Below are 19,662 nucleotides of genomic sequence, written 5' to 3'. Positions count from 1 at the left end.
ATATAACGGATTTCCTATCGTCATAGGAACTGTTTTTGCCCATGCTAAAAATTTATCATAATCACTAGCATTTCCAGTAATATATTCTTCGTCAACTCCATTACTTCTCATCGCTCTCCACTTATAATGATCACCATATAACCAAGCTTCTGTTATATTTTTAAATCTCTTATTCTCATAAATTTCTTTAGGACTAAGATGACAATGGTAATCAATAATCGGCATTTCCTTAGCATATTTATGATATAACTCCACCGCAGTATTAGTTGATAGTAAAAAATCTTCTCCCATAAAGTCTTTCATTTCTCCCACCGTCCTTCTTAATTTTTCAAATAAAATTTCTCGAGACTTTTTTGAACTCCTAAAGTAACCATATCTTCTAAGTGATTAACAACCATTTCTTTAAGAAGAGAAATTTCTACTAAACTACGTCCCCATAGCTTTTCATCAGATAATATGATTGAAACCACTTTATTAAGGGACTCACTTGTTCCATCATATTGATTCCACGCCTCGGCAAACGTCTTGACCGCATCTTTGCTATCGCGAATTTGGTATTCCTGGAGATCTCTATTTCCAACCATATGTTCATCCCCATCAACTCTGATTGGTCTATAATAGGCAATTAACCCACTAAGAGAAAACACCATATGAACTGGTATTTTATTTTGTTTGTCTAGATATTCAAAGAAAAGCGGCAACACTCTTGCTTTATATTTAGAGACAGCATTTTGACCTAAGTCAACTAAATAGTGTTTTACAAACGGATTTTTAAAACGGTCCAGAACCGAGTTTGCAAACTCATCCAATACTTTCGTTTCAAAAGAAAGCACCGTTTTTATTTCATCCTTTATCGCATTTTCAATAAAAGAAAATAGCTCCGAATTCTCCATTACTTCATAAACTGTATTTAATCCAGATAAATACCCAAGTGAGTACATCATTGTATGAGGAGCATTTAATAAACTAACTTTTAATTGACGGTATGGTGTCACATCTCCCCACTTCACTTGTAAACCAGCTTGATGAAACGGAATACTCTCACTAATCGTTTTATCCCCATCAATGACAAACAAATGGTATGGTTCGCAAACAGCAATAAGCTGATCTTCGTAACCTAACATTTCCGTAAAAGTATCAATATTTTCCTTCGGATAACCAGGTACAATCCGGTCTACAAGTGTGTTGCAAAATCGATTATTCTGTTCAACCCATTGAATAAATTCTTGTGGAAGCTCCCAATCATTTGCTATTTTCAAAACAATTTCCCTTAAAACATTTGCATTTTCTTCTACTAACTCACAAGGTATTATTGTAAGTCCACTATCCTCTGATCCGTTAAATACTCTGTAACGATGATAAAGAACCGCTGTTAATTTCCCAGGGAAAGAAAGTGGTGAAGCATCGGGTATGAACTCTTCCGCCAGATACGTTAGTCCGGCTTCAGTTGTATTTGAAAAAACAAACTGTATAGAAGGAGATTCTGCAACTTTTAGCACTTCATCCCAATTTTCATAAGGATTAATTCCCCGACTAATAGAAGTAATCACTTCACTTTTATTAACTGTTTTCCCATCTTTAATTCCTTGTTGCACAAGTGTATAAAGACCATCCTGTGCGTTAAGCTTTGGCACAACTTTTCCATGTGGTGTTGGTTGAATAGCTACAACTCTACCATTGAAAATTCCTTGTTTATTCATCTCATTGACCATCCAATCAACGAAGCCTCTTAGGAAATTCCCTTCTCCAAATTGGAGAATACGTTCTGGTAGATCATTTGTTAAATCAACTTCAGCTCTTTCAGTTAAGTGTTGATTTTCAAGTAACGTTTCGCGACATAATTGATCCATGAACTCTCCCTCCCCTTTGCGTCAAACGATTTTATAGAATAACGCCATCTTTAAAAATGGCAATCTCTTTAAATCCGAACTCTTCATTACGAGCCTTCTCATCACCTGAAGCAAGTTTGATGATATACTCAAACAATTCATCTGCTAACGTTTCCTTGTCTTTACCTGTAATGAGTTCACCTGCGTTAAAATCAATCCAATTTCGTTTTTTTTCAAAAAGTTTATTGTTCGTCGATATTTTCACTGTAGGAACCGGTCCACCAAATGGAGTGCCTCTACCAGTCGTAAATAACACAATATGTGCTCCAGATGCAGCGAGTGAGGTAACAGAAACTAAATCATTACCAGGTCCTTGAAGTAATGTTAGTCCGGGCTTATTAATTCTCCCGCCATATGGCAGTACATCAACAACTTCGGAAAAGCCTCCCTTTTGTACACAACCTAGAGATTTTTCCTCTAATGTTGTAATTCCTCCTTCCTTGTTCCCAGGAGAAGGATTTTCATATACCACTTGATCATGCTTTATAAAGTATTCTTTAAAGTCATTTACCAATGAAACCGTTTTAGAAAATACTTCTTCATTTACAGCACGTTCCATTAAAATTGTCTCTGCACCAAACATTTCCGGTACTTCTGTCAGAACGGTTGAACCTCCATGTGCAATAACTTTGTCAGAGAATGCTCCTACTAACGGATTTGCTGTTATGCCAGAAAGGCCGTCAGAACCTCCACATTTTAATCCCACCTTTAGCTTAGAAACAGAAACCGCTTCTCTCTTAAAGCGATTAGCATACGTGATAAGATCTTCAATAATTGAAATTCCTTCATCTAATTCATCTTCAACTTCTTGAACAGCCAAAAATTTCACACGTTCCTCGTCAAATTCACCCAGTATATCTGTGAATGCTTTAATATGGTTATTTTCACATCCTAAGCCTAAAACAAGTACACCTGCTGCATTAGGGTGTTGCACTAGATTTCTTAAGATCTTCTGAGTATTTTCTAAATCATCACCAAGTTGTGAACAGCCAAATGGATGTGGATAATGGAAAACACCATCCGTACCAGATGTATCTAACGATTTTTCAGCAAGTTTTACCAACTGCTCAGCTACCTTGTTAATACATCCAACTGTGTTAATAACCCAAATCTCATTTCGAATCCCAACATCTCCGTTTGTGCGTACATACCCTTGAAAGGTTCTTTGCCTCTTCTTATTCTCTAAAATTTGTTTTTTCTCTTGATAAGAGTATTCTAACGTTCCTTCAAGTTTTGTTTGCACATTATGAGTATGAACCCACTGACCAGGTCTAATCGTATGCTTAGCTCTTCCAATTGGAAATCCATACTTTAAAACATCTTCTCCTTCATTAATCTCTAAGAAGGCTACTTTATGTCCGAGTGGAACATCTTCCTGAACGATAAAAGTGTGTTCTTGAAACGTAAGTTCTTCTCCTTTTTTATAGTCCTTTAAAAGAACAAGCACATTATCTTTTTTATTTACTTGTAAAAAGGGTGCTGTACTCATATAGTCTTCACTCCTTCTTTTTATTCCATCATTAAGTTTGGCAGAAATAGTGAAATGCTTGGTACAAATGTCACTAATAATAAAACGATAATCATAGTTACATAGAATGGAAGCATTGATTTAGAAACTTTTTCAATTGGTATTTTACCTATTGCACAGCCAACAAATAATGCTGTTCCAACTGGTGGTGTAATTAATCCAATTGCAAGATTTAAGATTAGGAGAACGCCAAAGTGAACAGGGTCAACCCCAATACTTACAGCAACCGGTAATAAAATTGGTGTTACGATTAGAATTAATGGAGCCATATCCATAATTGTCCCTAAAGCTAGCAAAATGAGATTGATGATTAGTAAGGTAACAATATCATTTGGAGAAACAGCAATAAGTGTTTCGGTAACCATTGCAGGTACCTTTAGTAACGCTAATAACCAACCAAACGCACTTGATGCAGCAATTAAGAAAAGCACCATTGATAATGTTTTAAACGTTCTTTTTAAAATGACTGAAAAACGTGACAAAGGAATATCTCGATAAACAAAAAACGTAATAATAAACGCGTAAACTGTACCAATTGCTGCTGATTCTGTGGCAGTAAAAATACCACTAATAATCCCACCAATAATGATGACTGCTGTTAGTAAACCTAAAACGCCTTCTCTAATAATCTTTGGGATCTCTTTTGAATCAATTTTTTCACCCTTAGGGTATTTTCTTTTTACAGCAATAATATAAGTTAGCACCATGAGAGCTAATCCAAGTAATAAACCTGGTAGTAACCCTCCCATGAACAGGGAACCAACAGAAACTCCACCAGCTGCCATAGAATAAATAATCATGTTATGACTTGGCGGGATCATCACTCCTTGTGCCGCACTAGAAATAGTTACGCTTACCGAATAATCAGTGTCATACCCTTTCTTTTTCATCATTGGAATCAATACAGATCCAACAGACGAGGTGTCAGCAACCGCTGAGCCTGATATTCCACCGAAAAATGTACTAGCCAACACATTCACCATCGCTAACCCACCACGCACTTTACCAATGAGAACGTTTGACAAATTAATTAACCTTCGCGATATCCCACCTTCATTCATAATCTCTCCTGCTAATATGAAAAATGGAATAGCTAATAATGAGAAGGAATTAACTCCCCCAACCATACGTTGGACCAGTGCGGATAAATCTACATCCAAATACATTCCTGTTAAGAAGGATGAAATTACAAGAGAAAGAGCAATTGGAACCCTCAATAGTAAGAGTAGTATAAAGCTTCCGAGCAATAGAACCGTACCCATATCTGTCACTCCTCATCAACATCGTCAAACTCTTGGTGCATGCCCTTTTTAAAGAAAAGTTCAACGCCATAAATCACCATTAATAATCCACATACAGGAATGGCAGCATATAACACACTAGATGGCAACTTCGTACCAGCCATCGTTGAATTTGACATTAATATTGTAAATTTCCAACCATACATTATGAAAATGACTCCAACAATAACAACTAACGCTTTTGCGAAGATATCAAAAAGGTCCTGAATCTTATCTGGTAGCATATTGACAATTAGTCCAACACCAATATGGAGCTTTTCTCTAAAGCCAACAGCTATTCCTAAAAAACTTAACCATACTAAGAAAATAAGTGATATTTCCTCCGACCAAGATGGAGTGTAGCTAAAAAAGTATCTTGAAACGACTTGAAAAGTAATGATGATAACCATTGCTGTTAACATGATGAGTGATATTGTATCAACAAAGCGATCTAGACCGTTTTTTAATGATTTGACAGCTTTCATTGAAAAGAGCCTCCTATTTAGCTGAGAATCACTCGAGCATACTAAATTGTTAAAATAATAACTCGAGTCATTCTCTCACATTAGAAATTAAAGATTATTAATCTTTTCAATCCAGTCACTATACTGTTCACCATATTTATCATAAACAGGCTGGACCTTTTCTCTCCAAGGTGTTGTATCTTCAATTTCAATAATTTCATTACCATTTGCTTCAATATCCGTTCTTGCTTTTTCTTCTAACTCATCCCATGCTTTACGTTGAACATCAACCGACTCCATTGCCGCTTCCTCAAAGGCCTTTTTATCTCCATCACTTAACTGATCCCATGTAGATTTAGACATAACCAAAAGTTCTGGAGTAGTAGAATGTCCATCAAGTGTGTAGTATTTAGCCACTTCAAAATGATTTGTAGAATAATAGCTTGGGAAATTATTCTCTGCACCATCTATAACTCCAGTTTGTATACCAGAATAAACCTCTTCAAAAGCCATTGGTGTAGCAGAAGCACCTAATGCTTTAACCATATCAATGACCATATCTGATTGTTGAACACGTATCTTCAAGCCTTCAAGATCTTCAGGTGTTTCAATTGGTTTCTTCGAGTTATAGAAGCTTCTCTTACCAGAGTCATAGAATGAAAGACCAATCATATTTGATGGCTCAAGTGTTTTTAATAACTCTTTACCAACCTCTCCATTAAGTACATCCCATTGATGTATTTCATCTCTGAAAATATAAGGCAATGCAAGAACACCAATATCATCAGAGAATTCTGTTAAAGGACCTGCATTAACACGCGCTACATCAATTGACCCTAACTGTACTTGTTCAATTGCACTTTTCTCATCCCCTAATTGTCCACCAGCATAAACTTCTACTTTGTAACGACCATCTGTTTTTTCTTCTACTAATTTAGCAAATTCCTTTGCACCTACAGTTGTTGGGTAATCCTCTGGTTGAATTTCAGCAAGCTTTAAAATCTTTGGTTCATCAGCACTGCCCCCGTTTGAGCTTTCTGCACCACAGCCTGCTAATAAAATACTTGATGTTAACCCTATTACTGACAATAAAGTACCTAACTTCTTCATTTCTATTTCCCCCTTGTTTACTTTTGTTAAAAATCCAATCCTATCGTTCTACCACTCTTTTCATCATAGTGAGGGTCTCTTGATTATTATGTAGGAGCCTTTACTGATTAATATCATTTAACCCACTACTAGTTGTTGTTTTCGAATAATATCCCTCCTACTTAGATAACGCTTACAAATACATTATTTTGTTTCCAACATTAGTCTTAAATCAATAATCAAGTAAAATAACAACGTTGTTATTACCATATTAACGAAAATTTCTGAATATGACAACGTTTTCAATAACTTTTTTATAAATACCTAGAATTTTTTGGTGAAATTATTGATTTAACTATGAATCTCCCTAATAAAATGTTACATTATAAATAATATTCTCATAATAAATTAACTTTTTTTATAACAACGTTGTAATTCTCAAAAATCATTCAATGTAAAGGTGACAACACTATGAATGTAACAATTAAAGATATTGCAAATTTAGCAGGTGTAAGTTATTCTACCGTTTCAAAGGCTTTAAATGATAGTGATCTTGTTAAACCCGAAACAAAAGAGAAAATTTTAAAAATTGCTAAAGAATTAGGTTATGAACCTAACTTTGCTGCTCAACGCCTCGTTTCGAAGCAAACGAAAACAATCGGATTAGTTTGGCCTTCCATTGAAAGAGCTACTTTATCAACATTAGTCACAAAGATTAATGAAGAAATTAGCAAACATTCATACTCTATGATTTTATCTATTAATCCGATTAAAACATCATTCGAAATGTTTAAGCGCTTTCAAGTTGATGGAATGATTGTTTTTGAGGAAAATGATGAAACATTAACTGACCAATCTCTAACAAGCTCCATCCCTACCATTGCACATGGAGTGGCAGGAAATAATGTACTTCCTGTTATTGATGTTAATTGGCAGCAAGCAATGTATGATGCAGTTGAATACCTATACAAACTGGGACATAGTAAGATTGCGTTTATAGGTGATTTTTCACCTGTTGATCGTAGACAGATGGAAAAATTTAAAGGATTTCAAAAAGCTATGAAGGAATTTAATTTATCAGTAAATGCAGAAAATCTTGTTAATTCAGGAGGTCTTGATTGGTATGACGGGTATGTGGCAACAAAAAAATTATTACACTCAACGTATAAGCCCACAGCTCTAATTGGAAGCAGTTATGACATCTCATCAGGAATTATTCGTAGTCTAAGAGAAGAAAACCTAATTATACCTAAAGATATGTCTGTTATCGGCTATGATAATATTCCACAAATGGGCACACTTGAAACTCCATTAACTAGTGTTGGGGTACCTATTGATCAATTAGCAGTTAAAATTGTTGATTCACTAATGAAGCTAATCAACGACAAATCATCTGTACCACATGTACAAATCATGACACCAGAAATTGTAGAGCGCGCATCTTGTTCGAAGTAACAGAAAGGTACCCACAACATATAAAGGGTACCTTTCTCCTTGTCACGCTGAAATATCTGTTTTAGTTTTCATTACCCTAGATTCCACTTATTCACAGTAAAGCTTACTTCCTTAGAAGCAGAAAATGAAATATGCTGGTCTGCAGGATTAGGGAAAAAACGAGAAGTAAATGTCTCTTTTCCATTATTAATAAAAATTTCAATTGATGATGTATCAATAAATAGTCTAAGTGAATTCAATTCCTCAAGCTTACACTGACGTTTTTCAGTTGTTCCGTCAACATAGCTTTTTCTTTCAAATGTAAATATTTTTTGATCTGAGGAATAGATCAATCTTCCGGCATCACTTATAGATATTTCCATCCAACCCTCATCTACTTCAATTTGATCTAACATTAACTCTATTGTTTTTCCACTAATGCCGTCTAATTCTCTACTTTCCTTATTCAGCTTCACCGAATAGCTTATCATTTCACTGTCTCTTAAATGTTCTAATTCTTTAACAGGTGTTTGATGAATCTTTCCATCAATCAAATTTAGTTCGCGTGGAAGAGTCATATTATGGATCCATTTGTATTCAATAGTCGGGTGTTCCTGCTCGTTCTGGTCTGGTACACTCATCCATGCAAAGAGAAGTCTTCTACCATGAGTATCAATAGTAGTTTGCGGAGCATAAAAATCAAACCCTCGGTCAAGCTCTTCAAAAAGTTGATGATCATACGCACCAGTTTGGCTGTTAAAATGTCCAACCACATAGCCAGCCTGATATACATTTTGGTAGTTCATCCCCTTTGGCTCTAAGCCTTGTGGAGAGAAAATAAGGATATCCTTTCCCTCAAGATTGAATAAATCTGGACATTCAAACATATAGCCAAAGTCACCCAGTTTTCCTTCCCCTCCACCTGCTAGTATTCCGACATAATCCCAGTTGAAGAGATCATTAGATTTAAGTAATACAACTGAGCCTTTTAAGTCTTTTGTTTGAGCTCCTACCACCATAAAAAACAACTCATCTTGTTGCCATACTTTAGGATCACGAAAATGAGCGGTAAAGCCTTCTGGTAAGGTAACTACCGGCCCTTTCTTTTCATAATGAATGCCATCTTTTGAAACAGCCAAGCATTGATAGGTTTCACGTTCTCCCCGTTCATTCTTGACATTCCCAGTATAAAAAACATAAAAATGGCCATCATGCTCGATCGCACTTCCTGAATAACAACCATTTTTTTCAAACCATTCTGATGGAGTAAGTGCAATTTCTTCATGCTTCCAATTCACTAAATCTTTTGAAGAATAATGTCCCCAGAATTTTGCTCCATGTCCTGTTTTAAATGGCATCCATTGATAATAAAGATGATATTCTCCATTCATTTGAATGAAACCATTTGGATCATTTAATAACCCTACAGGTGGCATAAGGTGATAATGCAAGCGATATGGATCCTGCTTAACAAGGTTACGATGGTTTTCGATTTCTTCGGCAACTTCTTGACGTAGTTGTTTGTCTTTATTCAACGTTCCCACCCACTTTTGCTAGTAGCATTTTTATCTGCTCTAACGTTGGTAGAGCTGTCATAGCCCCTTTTGTTGAAGCAGCAAGTGCACCCGATATCGAAGCAAATCTAGCCATCTCTACTGCTTTTTCTAATGAGAGTGTACGAATGTCTCCGTCATACTCATTGATCGAGTATAAAATTCCAGAAACAAAAGCATCACCGGCACCTGTTGTGTCAACAGCGTCCACCTTTAATGCTGGTACATGTTCGTATCCATCGGAAGTACATACATAGCTACCTAAAGCTCCCATTGTCACAATGAGTAATGGAATGTCATAGCTTTTCATGACTTCTATACCTCTGACAATCTCTTTTTCCCCAGTAATGAATGTTAATTCTTCTTCCGAGATTTTAAGAATATCTGCAAAGTTTATCATGCTTTTAATGGTTTCTCTCGCTGTTTTTTCGGAGTCCCAAAGATCCAAACGTAAATTAGGATCGTAAGAAACGATCATATTGTTCTTTTTAGCGAGCTCAACTCCGTACTTGGTCGCTTCCTTTGACGAATCACTGATCATTGATATTGAACCAAAGTGAAAGATTTTATGAGTAACAAAATCCTCCTTATCTATTTCTTTTGACTCAAGAAACCGATCTGCACTTGGGTTTATATAAAAATCAAAGCTACGTTCTCCATCTTCAGCATTTGTTACAAACACAACACCTGTTTTATGCTCTGAAGTAAATACCATTTGATTAACTCGTACATGATGATTTTCTAGTGTTTCGTAAAGAAACTTACCTAGAACATCATCTCCTACTTTTCCTAAGAAGGTTGACTTTAAACCTAGCCTCGATATTCCAACAGCTACATTGGCTGGTGCACCTCCTGGACTTTTTTGATAATGATTATTTTGTTTATCTAACGGAATGAAATCAATGAGTGCCTCACCTAAGGAAATAACTCCACTTCTCATACTTTCAACCTCCCATATGAAAAAGTTGACTTTGAAACTTCAAAGCCAACCTCTATTCTCTTATTTTTCTTCCTTCCAACCTAATAATAAGGTTGCGATAAAAGCACCTATTGTTGCAATAAGAAAACCAATTCCATAATTAAGTGGATCCTGGACAATGGCAAACTGTGGGATGCCTGTTAAACCAATTCCGTTAGCCATTACATTCGTGAACACAACGTATGCTCCGCCAAGAGCTCCACCAATAGCTGCAGCAATAAAAGGTCTTCTGTACTTTAGGTTCACACCGAAAATTGCTGGCTCAGTTATGCCTAAAAAGGCAGATAAAGCTGCGGGACCTGCAATTCCCTTGATTTTTTTATTCTTTGTTTTGAATAATACGGCCAATGCTGCTCCCCCATGGGCAACGTTTGCCATCGCCCAAATTGGGAGTAAATAGTTACCTCCAACATTAGCTAATAGCTCTGCTTCAATGGCATGGAAGCTGTGATGAACACCAGTTAAAACAATAGTTGAGTAAAGTCCGCCAAATACTAACCCGGCAATTGGTCCAGCTGTACTATAAACTACATCTAATACTGTTGTGATCCCATTTCCTAGTACTCTTCCAATTGGACCAATGATAAGCAGGGCAACAAAACCTGTAAAAATAACAGTTATAAAAGGTGTTACTAATAAATCAATCGCATTTGGAACAATTTTACGTAAGCCTTTTTCTACTTTAGCCATAATATAAACAGTTAATAGAACAGGAATAACAGTTCCCTGATACCCTAGCATTTCAACTCCAAAACCAAAAAAGTCAAGTGTAGAAGGGACAGCATCTGTTAATCCCCACGGATTTAGAAGGGAAGGATGGATCATAATCCCACCAATAACTGCTCCAAGGTAACCATTAGCTCCAAATTCTTTTGCTGCACTAAAGCCGATTAAGATTGGCAGAATAATGAAAGCTGCAGATGAGAACATATCTAGCATGACGAATAAAGCACTTTCTGGGTCTACCCAGTTATACGTTTTCATTAATCCTAAAAGACCCATTAACATACCCGCTGCAACAATTGCAGGAATAATTGGAACAAATATATTAGATAAAGTTCGAGCAAAACGAGCAAAAGGGTTCATTTTTCTTTTAGCCGCATCGCTATGAGATTCCCCTTTGTTAGTTGATTCATCTTCCATTGAAGCTCCGACTAATGGAGCAAAGTGTTGATACACTTTATTAACAGTTCCTGTACCAAATATAATTTGAAATTGACCAGAACTTGAAAATGCTCCTTTTACTCCTTCTAGTTCCTCAATCCCGTTTTTATCAATTGAATTTTCATCCTCAATTACTAGACGAAGACGTGTTGCACAATGAGCAGCACTTATTACATTATTTTTGCCTCCAAGCTTCGCAACAAGTTGTTCTGCCACTTCACGATGATTCATGTTGTATTCCTCCCTATACGTTTGTAGGGTGTTACAGACAACAAAAAAAGACCTAAAATATATGGATAAAAAGGTAGCTTCAAAGAAGATGATCTACCTATGTCATCCTATATATTCTAGGTCTTGCCTGCGTTATCAGTAACAATCCCACATATAAAATTGTTGTTTCATTTATTCTATAAGAACATATTGAAACCGTCAACATAAAAATTTCTATAATATAATTATTTTAATAGCCTTTGAATGTGTATCGCAATATATGCTACCTCTGATTCTGGAAATTCAATCTCATATTCTTTACTCAACTTGTCTAATATTTTTCTTGAATAAGAATATGCTGTTTGATATTTACCTTGTATGAGGTCCATCATATCTTGGTCAATCGGGTCAAATTTTTCTCCTAAAGAAATCCGATTTAAGGCAAAGCGAAGATGTGTAATAAGTCTCTGATAATTGATTGAAGATTCCTCGATCTTTTCTCCAACGAATTCTTCAACTTGTTGAACAAAATCACTTAAAATAGATGCTTGCTTTAAAGATTCACTCATAGAAGGAGCATCCAATTTAGCTGTATGAATATGAAGAGCGATATGCGCAACCTCATCCTCAGGAATTTCAATTCCGAGCTTACTACTAATTTCTTTCTTTGCCCACAAACCTATTTCAAATTCGCTTTTATAAAGCATCTTTATTTCATTTAATAGTTTATTTTTGATAGGTATACCCTGCTTAATTCTTTCTAATGCAAATGAAAGATGATCAGTTAAAGCAATATGAATATGATCACTAAGTGGTGAACTTAGGTATCCTTCTGCATAACTAATAATATTTTCAGCTAGCTCAATATGCTCTTCTGGTAAGGTAGCTAATAATTGCTGGAACTTCTCAGAGGATGCCTCGTGTAATACAAATATTTTTTCAATCTTATTTTTAGGAACAATATCATTTCTACTTTTTTGAAAAGCGATACCATTTCCCATAACAATTTTCTCCTGTGGCCCATCAATTACTACTACGGCATTGTTGTTCAAAATTCTGAAGATCCGCATAAAATCCCCCGTACAAATTTAATAAGCTATATATTATCATTAAAATTTAAATGAGCAAAGATTTAAAATAAACTTTGCTCTATTAGGGATTAATGGTCTGCTACCTTCACCCGGTATTCATTCGGAGTCATCCCAACGACCTTTTTAAACACTTTGCTAAAATACTTTTCATTCTGATAACCAACTTTAAACGATATTTCATAAACTTTTAGATGCGGGTTTTCTAGAAGCTCCTTTGCTTTATCAATTCGTATTGTTGTCATATAATTTGTAATGGTTTCGTTGTATTGATGCTTAAATTTCCTTGATATATATTCACGACTTAAAAAGAAACGATCAGCAATTTCCTGCAGAGTGAAATCCTTGTCATAGTTTTCCCTCAAGAAAGCTTCTATTTCTTGAATACTATTCTTTTCTTTTTGATATTTCACATGATTCAAGAGCTCAATTAATTCGTGGAATTCCTTTGTTTTCTCTTCCTTAAATTTTGTGAATGAAAAGGTTCCATCTTCATCCCAATAATCTTGCCCATTGTAATAGGTGGTTTCTTCACTAAGCTGATATTCTTTTAACCAATTTTTACGCAACACTTCGAATTGATTTTCCCAGTCTTGAATTTGCTCAAATGAAAGAAAATGCTGAGATTCTAGCTTGTGGAAAATGTCATTTATCACTTCATCCATTTGGTCAATACTTCCACTTTGTATTGTCCACTTTATTTTTTCAGCATAATCAAAAAGATGCAGCAATGGTCTTGATGTGATATCCTCATACGTCATAATGTGATTTTTCTTATGAACATCTACCATATTGTGTTTTAATAACGTTTTTTGTGCAAAATGATAAGCTTCCTCTAATTTTCCAGATGGCTTCCCAATTGCAATAACTGCTTTCGTATTAGTAAACCTCTCAATTTCCTTTTGAATACTTTCCATAAGTTTTACTTCGTTTTTATGCTTCCATAATAGAATAACAATTTCGTCTTTTTGGTTCCCATTCTTAAAACAAAAGCCGCTTTGGTCATTACGAACTAATTCATTGCAAATATTCAATATTGTAAAAAATGCTAGATTCTTATCTTCTTCAAACCTTTTGACAATTCTACAATTTAACAATAACAAGCAAATTGTACACTGTCCCTCATTAATATTCACACCATATTCTTTTTGAACTTTTTGAATAAGCTCAGGTGATGGAGGTGTGTGTGAAATAAGAGTTGTGAAAATATGATCCCAATAGAACGGCTTTGCTTCATTGATCACTCTTGTTGTTTCCTTAGTTGATTCCCTTTTTTGCGCTTGCTTCTTCCACTCATTCACTGCTCTTTCTAAAGTTTCGTTAAGAGCATCTGGTTCAATAGGCTTTAACAAATAATCAAAGCTTCCGTACGTAATTGCATTTCTCATATAGTGGAAATCATCATAACCGCTAACCACAATTGTTTTACTCGTTATTTCAGTTTCTTTCAGCCATTTTAGAAGCTGAATTCCATCTAATTTTGGCATGTTCATATCAGTAAAAATAATCTCTGGCTGATGTTCTACTATCATACTTTTCGCTTCTTCCCCATCACTTGCTTCAAACACTTCTTGAATTCCTAATCGCTTCCATTCTGCTAACAAAAGAAGACCGTCTCTTACATGTTTTTCATCATCAATTATGATTGCTTTCATTCGTAAGACCTCCTGATTCTACTGGAAGTTTAATTGTCACCAATGTACCATAATTCTCATGGTTTTCAATCTGCAGACTGGCTTGCTCACCGTAGTATAACTTTAGGCGTAAATATATGTTTCTTAGCCCTATGTTTGTACCGTTTCCACTGCTATTAGCTTTATTTTCTAAAAATGACTGATGAATTTCATCTAATCTACTTTCACTAATTCCTTTTCCATTATCTAAAACTGTAATAATTAGTTGGTCTTTCTCCCTCTTACCCACAATTTTTAATAATCCTATTTTTTCAATACTTCGATCAAATCCATGTTTAAAGTAGTTTTCAATAATCGGTTGAAGAATCATTTTAGGAACCATAATAAGCAAATCTTCTTTTGTGAATTCTATCGAATATTCAAACTGATCGCCAAATCTCTCTTTTTGTAATAATAAAAATGCTTTTGTATAATCAATTTCTTTTGTTAATGGAACAATATTTTCATCAATTGTCATTCCATATCTCATGATTTTTGAGAGATGGGTAACAAGCGTGTATACCTGTGGAACGTTATTTTTTAAAGCAAGCGTTCCAATTGATTGCAAGGCATTATATAAAAAATGAGGATTAAGCTGTGATTGAAGTGCCTTCAATTGATTTGTTTTGTTTTCTAGCTCGAGCTTATATTCCCGATTAATTAGATGATTTAATTTTGACATCATTTCTTTAAACCGTTCACCAAGAGTACCAATTTCATCGTTTCCAAGTGAATCAAACTGAACATTCATATTTCCACTTTCAACTTGCTTAATATTTTGCAAAAGAACTCGTATAGGTGTTGTGATTTTAAATGAAACAAAAAGAGTCGCCAATACAACAAGAATTAATCCGATTACTCCAAATAAAATATTGATTTTTGCCACACTAAGAGCACTTTCAAAAACAGAGGTATAGGGAATTCGTTTAACAAGGAACCATCCTCCTGATGAATCGTCCAGCTTTTCGTAAATCATTAAGCCTTCAAAGGAGTCTTTCTTCCATTCCATCATCCCACTTGTATCTTCATTCTGAATCAGTCTTTTAATCCATTGCTGATCTTCAGATACTTCATAATTAGATCTAAAAATGAGTTCTCCATCAGGACTTATAATATAAAACTCTTCTTTATCTTTTACATATAATTTATGAGTAATATTAAGTAGCTGCTCTGAATTTATGTCTAATGAAATATAGCCAAGTAATTCATCAGATGGTACATTAACAATCGCTCTATGAAGGGAAAAAACATCTTTCTGTTTATTCGATTTATGATTAGATGATTCCTCTTGCATAATTTCCATTGGTTCTATATGGATATGATATTGGCTATCTAAAGCTTTTTCATAGTTATCACGATTGCGGAATTTATTTAAAGGGGAAAACACAACAGCTGACTTTTTAGATACAGAAACATTTTGATTAGGCTCAACCAAAGCAAAGTTTACTCTATTAATATTCTCTTCAGCATAAAGAATCGTTAATATCACATTTTTAACTGTTTCTTTTGCTAAATAATCATCTCCTGCAGGAGGATTTTGCAAATACCTCATAAAATCAATGTTGTTATAAAACGATAAAGTTAAATTTTTTAATTCACCTATGTAGCCTTCTATATTTAACTTTCCTTGATATAGGAGGTTTACATTTTCTTCTATAAACTCATCTTTTAGCGATTCCTTTGTATATAAATATGTAATCACAATGGAAGTCCCAAATGGAACAATCGTAATGAGTAATAGAAGAACAATAAGTTTATTTCTTATGCTTGTTTTTGACAACTTGGAACCTCCAATCTTTTCATCTATTATTATCATTATAGACTAGAAATTACCTAAGCGAAATGTAAGCCCTACCAGACTCCGTACATATAGCTAAAAAGCATGCCTATTATAGACATGCTTCTTAGTTATTATTATTACTTCAGATTATCCCAAGTTGCTTGGAATTTTTCTAAAGCTTCTTCATAGCTGATTTTACCAGCTGCATATTCTTGGATTGTTGCAGCAAACTCTTTGTTTGCTCCATCTGGCCATCTGAACCAAGTCCAAGGAATTGTTTTCTCTGCTTTAGAGTATTCAAGAATTGATTGACCTAAATCACCTAAACCTGACGCTTCGATATTATCAAATGCAGGAATGAACGCAAATTCTTCCGTGATATAACGTTTTCCTGTTTCAGAAGAAACCATCCAGTTCAAGAATGTTTTCGCTTCTTCTAAGTGCTCAGAGTTTTTGTTTAATACCCAGTTATTTGGAACACCAACTGGTAATACATCAGCATCAGCTTCATCATTTAAAGGTATTGGTAAGAAGCCCATGTTCATGTCTGGATTGATTTCAGTAATCATGTTTTCAGTCCAGTTACCTTGTTGTAGCATTGCCGCTTCACCTGAAGCAAATAATGTTACTTGAGTATTATAATCTGTTGTGATTGGGTTACCAACACCATTTTTCACTTCAAGATCAATTACTTCTTTTAATTGTGAGAATTGCTCATTTCCAGCAAATTTAGTAGAACCATCATTTAAACCTTCGATGAATGCAACAGGATCATCTTGTTGGGCAAAAGGAATGTTGAATAAATGTTGACCAATTACCCACCACTCTCCATAACCAGCTGAGAATGCTTTAATTCCAGCTGCTTCAAGCTTCTTAACAGCATCTTGTAATTCAGAAAGAGTTTTTGGTGTTTCAGTAATACCTGCTTTTTCAAATAAGTCTTTGTTATAAATGAATCCATAACCTTCAAGGTTTACTGGCATACCATATAATTTACCATCTGCATCTGTTGTTGGAACTTTACCGATAGGAAGAACATGCTCTGCCCATGGCTCGTTTGAAAGGTCTGCTAAATGCTCTTTCCAAAGCTCAAGTTCTTTAAAGCCACCATTGTTGAAAATATCTGGCTCTTCGCCTGACGCAAATTTAGCTTTTAAAGCAGCACCATAGTCAGCGCCACCACCAACAGTTTCAAGTTTTACTTTAATATTTGGATGCTCTGCTTCAAATTCTTTAATCATTTCTTGAAGCTGATCAGCAATTTCAACTTTAAATTGGAACAGATTTAATGTTACAACTTCCCCATCACCTGAACCAGAATCTTTGTTACCTTCAGAAGCACCTTCTTGCTTGTTTGAATTACAACCAGCTAAGATACCTAAAACTAATAGCATTGACAAACCTAAAAGCATCAGTTTCTTCATTACAGTAGACCTCCCTAATTTATATCTTTATATTTTTATATAAATGTTCCATTTACTAAAGACCTAGCAATTGAACATTATATACGATTTTGATAGCTGAAACTATTTAATAGACCCAGCTGCAATCCCTTTAATGATGTGTTTTTGTAGGAAAAGGAAGAACACAATTACTGGTGCAATACCTAGTACTAATGCTGCCAATCCCATATCCCATTGCTTTGTATATTGTGCGAAGAAAGAGCTTGTCGCTAAAGGAATTGTTCTTAAGCTTGCATCTTGTAACACAAGTAATGGAAGTAAGTAGTCATTCCAAATCCATAATGTATTAAGAATGATAACGGTTACAGTGATCGGTTTTAATAATGGGAATACAATTCTCCAAAAGACACCAAACTGTGTACAACCATCAATACTTGCAGATTCTTCAATCTCAAGTGGAATTGTTTTCACAAAACCATGATATAAGAACAGTGAGAGTGAAACTCCAAATCCAAAGTACATGATCACAATACCTGGGATACTGTTCATAATTCCAAGCGTACCACCCAATTTCATTAATGGAATCATAACCGTTTGGAATGGAATAACCATTGCTGAGACAAAGAAGATGAATAAGATTTTACTTAGTTTTCCAGGTGTTCTAACCATCTTCCAAGCTGCCATAGAACTAATGACAACAATACCAGCGATACTAAACACTGTAATAATTAAAGAGTTTAAAAACGCATCTTGGAAGCTGATAACTTCCCATACTTTTGCATAGTTACTAAATAGAACTTCCTTTGGTAACGCTGCTGCGTCAATTAGTATTTCCGAAAAGCCTTTAACTGAGTTGATTGCTACGAAGTAAAACGGTATAAGAAAAATTAGGCCGAGCATAATTCCTAGAACTTCTAAAACGAATGTTCCTTTTGTATAGCCTCTATTCATTATGCTTCAACCTCCTTTTTCTTCGTAAATGTTACTTGTAGTGTTGTAAACACAGCCACAACGATAAAGAATAGAATAGACTTTGCTGTACCTAAGCCATATCGGTTGTTCATGAATGCTTCTTGGTAAATATTAATCGCTACTGATTCTGTAGAGTTAAATGGACCGCCACCTGTTAAGGAAAGGTTTAAGTCGAATATTTTAAATGCCATTGAGATTGTTAAGAAGAAACAAATCGTAAAGGCAGGTAAAATTAAAGGAACAATAACGTTTTTAAGAATAGACCAGTTTGATGCTCCATCCATTCTTGCTGCTTCTAGTAAAGAAGTATCTACACCTTGAAGTGCAGCAATGTAGATAACCATCATGTAACCGCTGATTTGCCAAGCGAATACGATAACAATTCCCCAGAACGCTGTTGCCTCATCACCTAACCAAGGTAATTGGAAGAATTTAATTCCTGTCATATTCCCAATAGATGCGAAACCTTTAACGAAGATAAACTGCCAGATAAACCCTAGTAGTAATCCACCGATAACGTTCGGGATGAAGAATACAGTTCTTAGGATATTCTTTGTTTTCAATGCTGCATTTAATAGTAAAGCTAATCCAAACCCTAAAAGGTTACTGATTATAACAGCAGCAAACATAAACTTTGTTGTAAATAGGAATGAATTAAAAAACTTTTTATCATCAGTAAAGATCGTAATATAGTTTTGTAATCCTACCCATTCAACATTCGAACTTACTCCATTCCATGAAGTAAATGAATAGTAAACCCCCATAATAAACGGGATAATTTGAATCAAAATAAAGAATAAAAGTGCAGGTCCTACGAATGCTGCATAGCCTAAAGCTTTTTTCAGTCTCGTTTTTCGTTTTGCCTGTAATGCTTGATTCACATGGCTTTCTTTTGCTGCCAATTCATTAGTATTTATTTTGGCACTCACTTCATCATCACCACCTAGTTGCTTTTGTAACCGCTTGCTTAAACCAAGTATAAAGCGTTTTCATTTTTATTACGATAAACTCAATTGACTAAAAAGGTGCACTTTTTTGACCTTTGTGTGACCTTTATACTAAGGTGATGTTTATTTCACACAAAAAACATTCATGATCTTTCGCTCTCAACCCAGGAATGAAAATAGAGTTCTCATCCCATAATGTTGATACCGCA

General features: G+C 35.0%; 16 protein-coding genes. 1 reads left to right on the top strand and 15 read right to left on the bottom strand.

The features are described from left to right. The 6 genes from ACEWK1_RS23325 to ACEWK1_RS23300 form a co-directional block, all read right to left on the bottom strand. On the bottom strand, nucleotides 1-303 hold a 303-nt coding region (locus tag ACEWK1_RS23325), incomplete at its 3' end, for a glucuronate isomerase (protein WP_416636703.1). Nucleotides 304-320: 17 nt separating this feature from the next. Further along, nucleotides 321-1,850, bottom strand: coding sequence for a tagaturonate reductase (locus tag ACEWK1_RS23320; protein ID WP_416636702.1), 1,530 nt, complete (start codon nucleotides 1,848-1,850; stop codon nucleotides 321-323). 31 nt (nucleotides 1,851-1,881) lie between these two features. Then, nucleotides 1,882-3,378: a UxaA family hydrolase gene (locus ACEWK1_RS23315; RefSeq protein ID WP_212137180.1), complete on the bottom strand. Its 1,497-nt coding sequence runs from the start codon at nucleotides 3,376-3,378 to the stop codon at nucleotides 1,882-1,884. A 20-nt stretch (nucleotides 3,379-3,398) separates the two neighbouring features. Beyond that, nucleotides 3,399-4,679 (bottom strand): TRAP transporter large permease, encoded by a 1,281-nt coding sequence (locus tag ACEWK1_RS23310; protein WP_212137178.1) that lies wholly within the window; start codon nucleotides 4,677-4,679, stop codon nucleotides 3,399-3,401. A gap of 5 nt (nucleotides 4,680-4,684) precedes the next feature. Further along, nucleotides 4,685-5,182 carry a TRAP transporter small permease gene (locus tag ACEWK1_RS23305; protein WP_212137176.1) on the bottom strand — a complete coding sequence of 166 codons (498 nt, stop codon included), beginning with the start codon at nucleotides 5,180-5,182 and terminating at the stop codon, nucleotides 4,685-4,687. 87 nt (nucleotides 5,183-5,269) lie between these two features. After that, entirely contained in the window at nucleotides 5,270-6,271 is a 1,002-nt protein-coding gene (locus ACEWK1_RS23300; protein ID WP_212137174.1) for a TRAP transporter substrate-binding protein, read from the bottom strand. A 450-nt stretch (nucleotides 6,272-6,721) separates the two neighbouring features. On the opposite strand from ACEWK1_RS23300, the gene ACEWK1_RS23295 reads away from it, so the two are divergent. Further along, nucleotides 6,722-7,705 (top strand): LacI family DNA-binding transcriptional regulator, encoded by a 984-nt coding sequence (locus ACEWK1_RS23295; RefSeq protein WP_251393628.1) that lies wholly within the window; start codon nucleotides 6,722-6,724, stop codon nucleotides 7,703-7,705. A 71-nt stretch (nucleotides 7,706-7,776) separates the two neighbouring features. On the opposite strand, the gene ACEWK1_RS23290 is transcribed toward ACEWK1_RS23295, so the two are convergent. From ACEWK1_RS23290 to ACEWK1_RS23250, 9 genes are all read right to left on the bottom strand, one after another. Next, complete coding sequence (locus ACEWK1_RS23290; RefSeq protein WP_121660859.1) at nucleotides 7,777-9,219, bottom strand: glycoside hydrolase family 32 protein; 1,443 nt, start codon at nucleotides 9,217-9,219, stop codon at nucleotides 7,777-7,779. Then, the gene (locus ACEWK1_RS23285; protein WP_212137170.1) at nucleotides 9,212-10,177 is read right to left on the bottom strand and encodes an aminoimidazole riboside kinase; all 966 of its coding nucleotides are present in this window, start codon (nucleotides 10,175-10,177) and stop codon (nucleotides 9,212-9,214) included. Before ACEWK1_RS23285 ends, ACEWK1_RS23290 begins: the two co-directional genes overlap by 8 nt. A 60-nt stretch (nucleotides 10,178-10,237) precedes the next feature. Next, nucleotides 10,238-11,611 carry a sucrose-specific PTS transporter subunit IIBC gene (locus tag ACEWK1_RS23280; RefSeq protein ID WP_121660857.1) on the bottom strand — a complete coding sequence of 458 codons (1,374 nt, stop codon included), beginning with the start codon at nucleotides 11,609-11,611 and terminating at the stop codon, nucleotides 10,238-10,240. A 224-nt stretch (nucleotides 11,612-11,835) separates the two neighbouring features. Next, complete coding sequence (locus ACEWK1_RS23275) at nucleotides 11,836-12,660, bottom strand: PRD domain-containing protein (RefSeq protein WP_121660856.1); 825 nt, start codon at nucleotides 12,658-12,660, stop codon at nucleotides 11,836-11,838. 89 nt (nucleotides 12,661-12,749) lie between these two features. Next, a complete protein-coding gene (locus tag ACEWK1_RS23270; protein ID WP_212137168.1) occupies nucleotides 12,750-14,333 on the bottom strand; it encodes a response regulator in 1,584 nt (527 codons plus the stop codon). Beyond that, a complete protein-coding gene (locus ACEWK1_RS23265) occupies nucleotides 14,314-16,131 on the bottom strand; it encodes a sensor histidine kinase (RefSeq protein ID WP_212137166.1) in 1,818 nt (605 codons plus the stop codon). The genes ACEWK1_RS23270 and ACEWK1_RS23265 overlap by 20 nt, the downstream gene beginning before the upstream one ends. Before the next feature lie 137 nt (nucleotides 16,132-16,268). Next, the gene (locus ACEWK1_RS23260) at nucleotides 16,269-17,555 is read right to left on the bottom strand and encodes an ABC transporter substrate-binding protein (protein ID WP_121660853.1); all 1,287 of its coding nucleotides are present in this window, start codon (nucleotides 17,553-17,555) and stop codon (nucleotides 16,269-16,271) included. A gap of 102 nt (nucleotides 17,556-17,657) precedes the next feature. Continuing rightward, the gene (locus tag ACEWK1_RS23255; protein ID WP_212137164.1) at nucleotides 17,658-18,485 is read right to left on the bottom strand and encodes a carbohydrate ABC transporter permease; all 828 of its coding nucleotides are present in this window, start codon (nucleotides 18,483-18,485) and stop codon (nucleotides 17,658-17,660) included. After that, nucleotides 18,485-19,387, bottom strand: a complete 903-nt coding sequence (locus tag ACEWK1_RS23250) for a carbohydrate ABC transporter permease (protein WP_396653759.1) — start codon at nucleotides 19,385-19,387, stop codon at nucleotides 18,485-18,487. Before ACEWK1_RS23250 ends, ACEWK1_RS23255 begins: the two co-directional genes overlap by 1 nt. Nucleotides 19,388-19,662: the final 275 nt, after the last annotated feature.

Source organism: Metabacillus sp. YM-086, from assembly GCF_048059995.1.
Lineage (GTDB): Bacteria > Bacillota > Bacilli > Bacillales > Bacillaceae > Metabacillus > Metabacillus litoralis_B.
Note: the sequence above shows the minus strand (reverse complement) of the source record. Positions and strands in the feature narration are given on the sequence as shown.

Excerpts from the sequence above, each read along its gene's own strand:
- ACEWK1_RS23310 (WP_212137178.1), bottom strand. The coding sequence starts at position 4,679 with ATGGGTACGGTTCTATTGCTCGGAAGCTTTATACTACTCTTACTATTG.
- ACEWK1_RS23305 (WP_212137176.1), bottom strand. The coding sequence starts at position 5,182 with ATGAAAGCTGTCAAATCATTAAAAAACGGTCTAGATCGCTTTGTTGAT.
- ACEWK1_RS23270 (WP_212137168.1), bottom strand. The coding sequence starts at position 14,333 with ATGAAAGCAATCATAATTGATGATGAAAAACATGTAAGAGACGGTCTT.
- ACEWK1_RS23255 (WP_212137164.1), bottom strand. The coding sequence starts at position 18,485 with ATGAATAGAGGCTATACAAAAGGAACATTCGTTTTAGAAGTTCTAGGA.
- ACEWK1_RS23275 (WP_121660856.1), bottom strand. The coding sequence starts at position 12,660 with ATGCGGATCTTCAGAATTTTGAACAACAATGCCGTAGTAGTAATTGAT.
- ACEWK1_RS23315 (WP_212137180.1), bottom strand. The coding sequence starts at position 3,378 with ATGAGTACAGCACCCTTTTTACAAGTAAATAAAAAAGATAATGTGCTT.
- ACEWK1_RS23295 (WP_251393628.1), top strand. The coding sequence starts at position 6,722 with ATGAATGTAACAATTAAAGATATTGCAAATTTAGCAGGTGTAAGTTAT.
- ACEWK1_RS23320 (WP_416636702.1), bottom strand. The coding sequence starts at position 1,850 with ATGGATCAATTATGTCGCGAAACGTTACTTGAAAATCAACACTTAACT.
- ACEWK1_RS23300 (WP_212137174.1), bottom strand. The coding sequence starts at position 6,271 with ATGAAGAAGTTAGGTACTTTATTGTCAGTAATAGGGTTAACATCAAGT.
- ACEWK1_RS23285 (WP_212137170.1), bottom strand. The coding sequence starts at position 10,177 with ATGAGAAGTGGAGTTATTTCCTTAGGTGAGGCACTCATTGATTTCATT.
- ACEWK1_RS23260 (WP_121660853.1), bottom strand. The coding sequence starts at position 17,555 with ATGAAGAAACTGATGCTTTTAGGTTTGTCAATGCTATTAGTTTTAGGT.
- ACEWK1_RS23280 (WP_121660857.1), bottom strand. The coding sequence starts at position 11,611 with ATGAATCATCGTGAAGTGGCAGAACAACTTGTTGCGAAGCTTGGAGGC.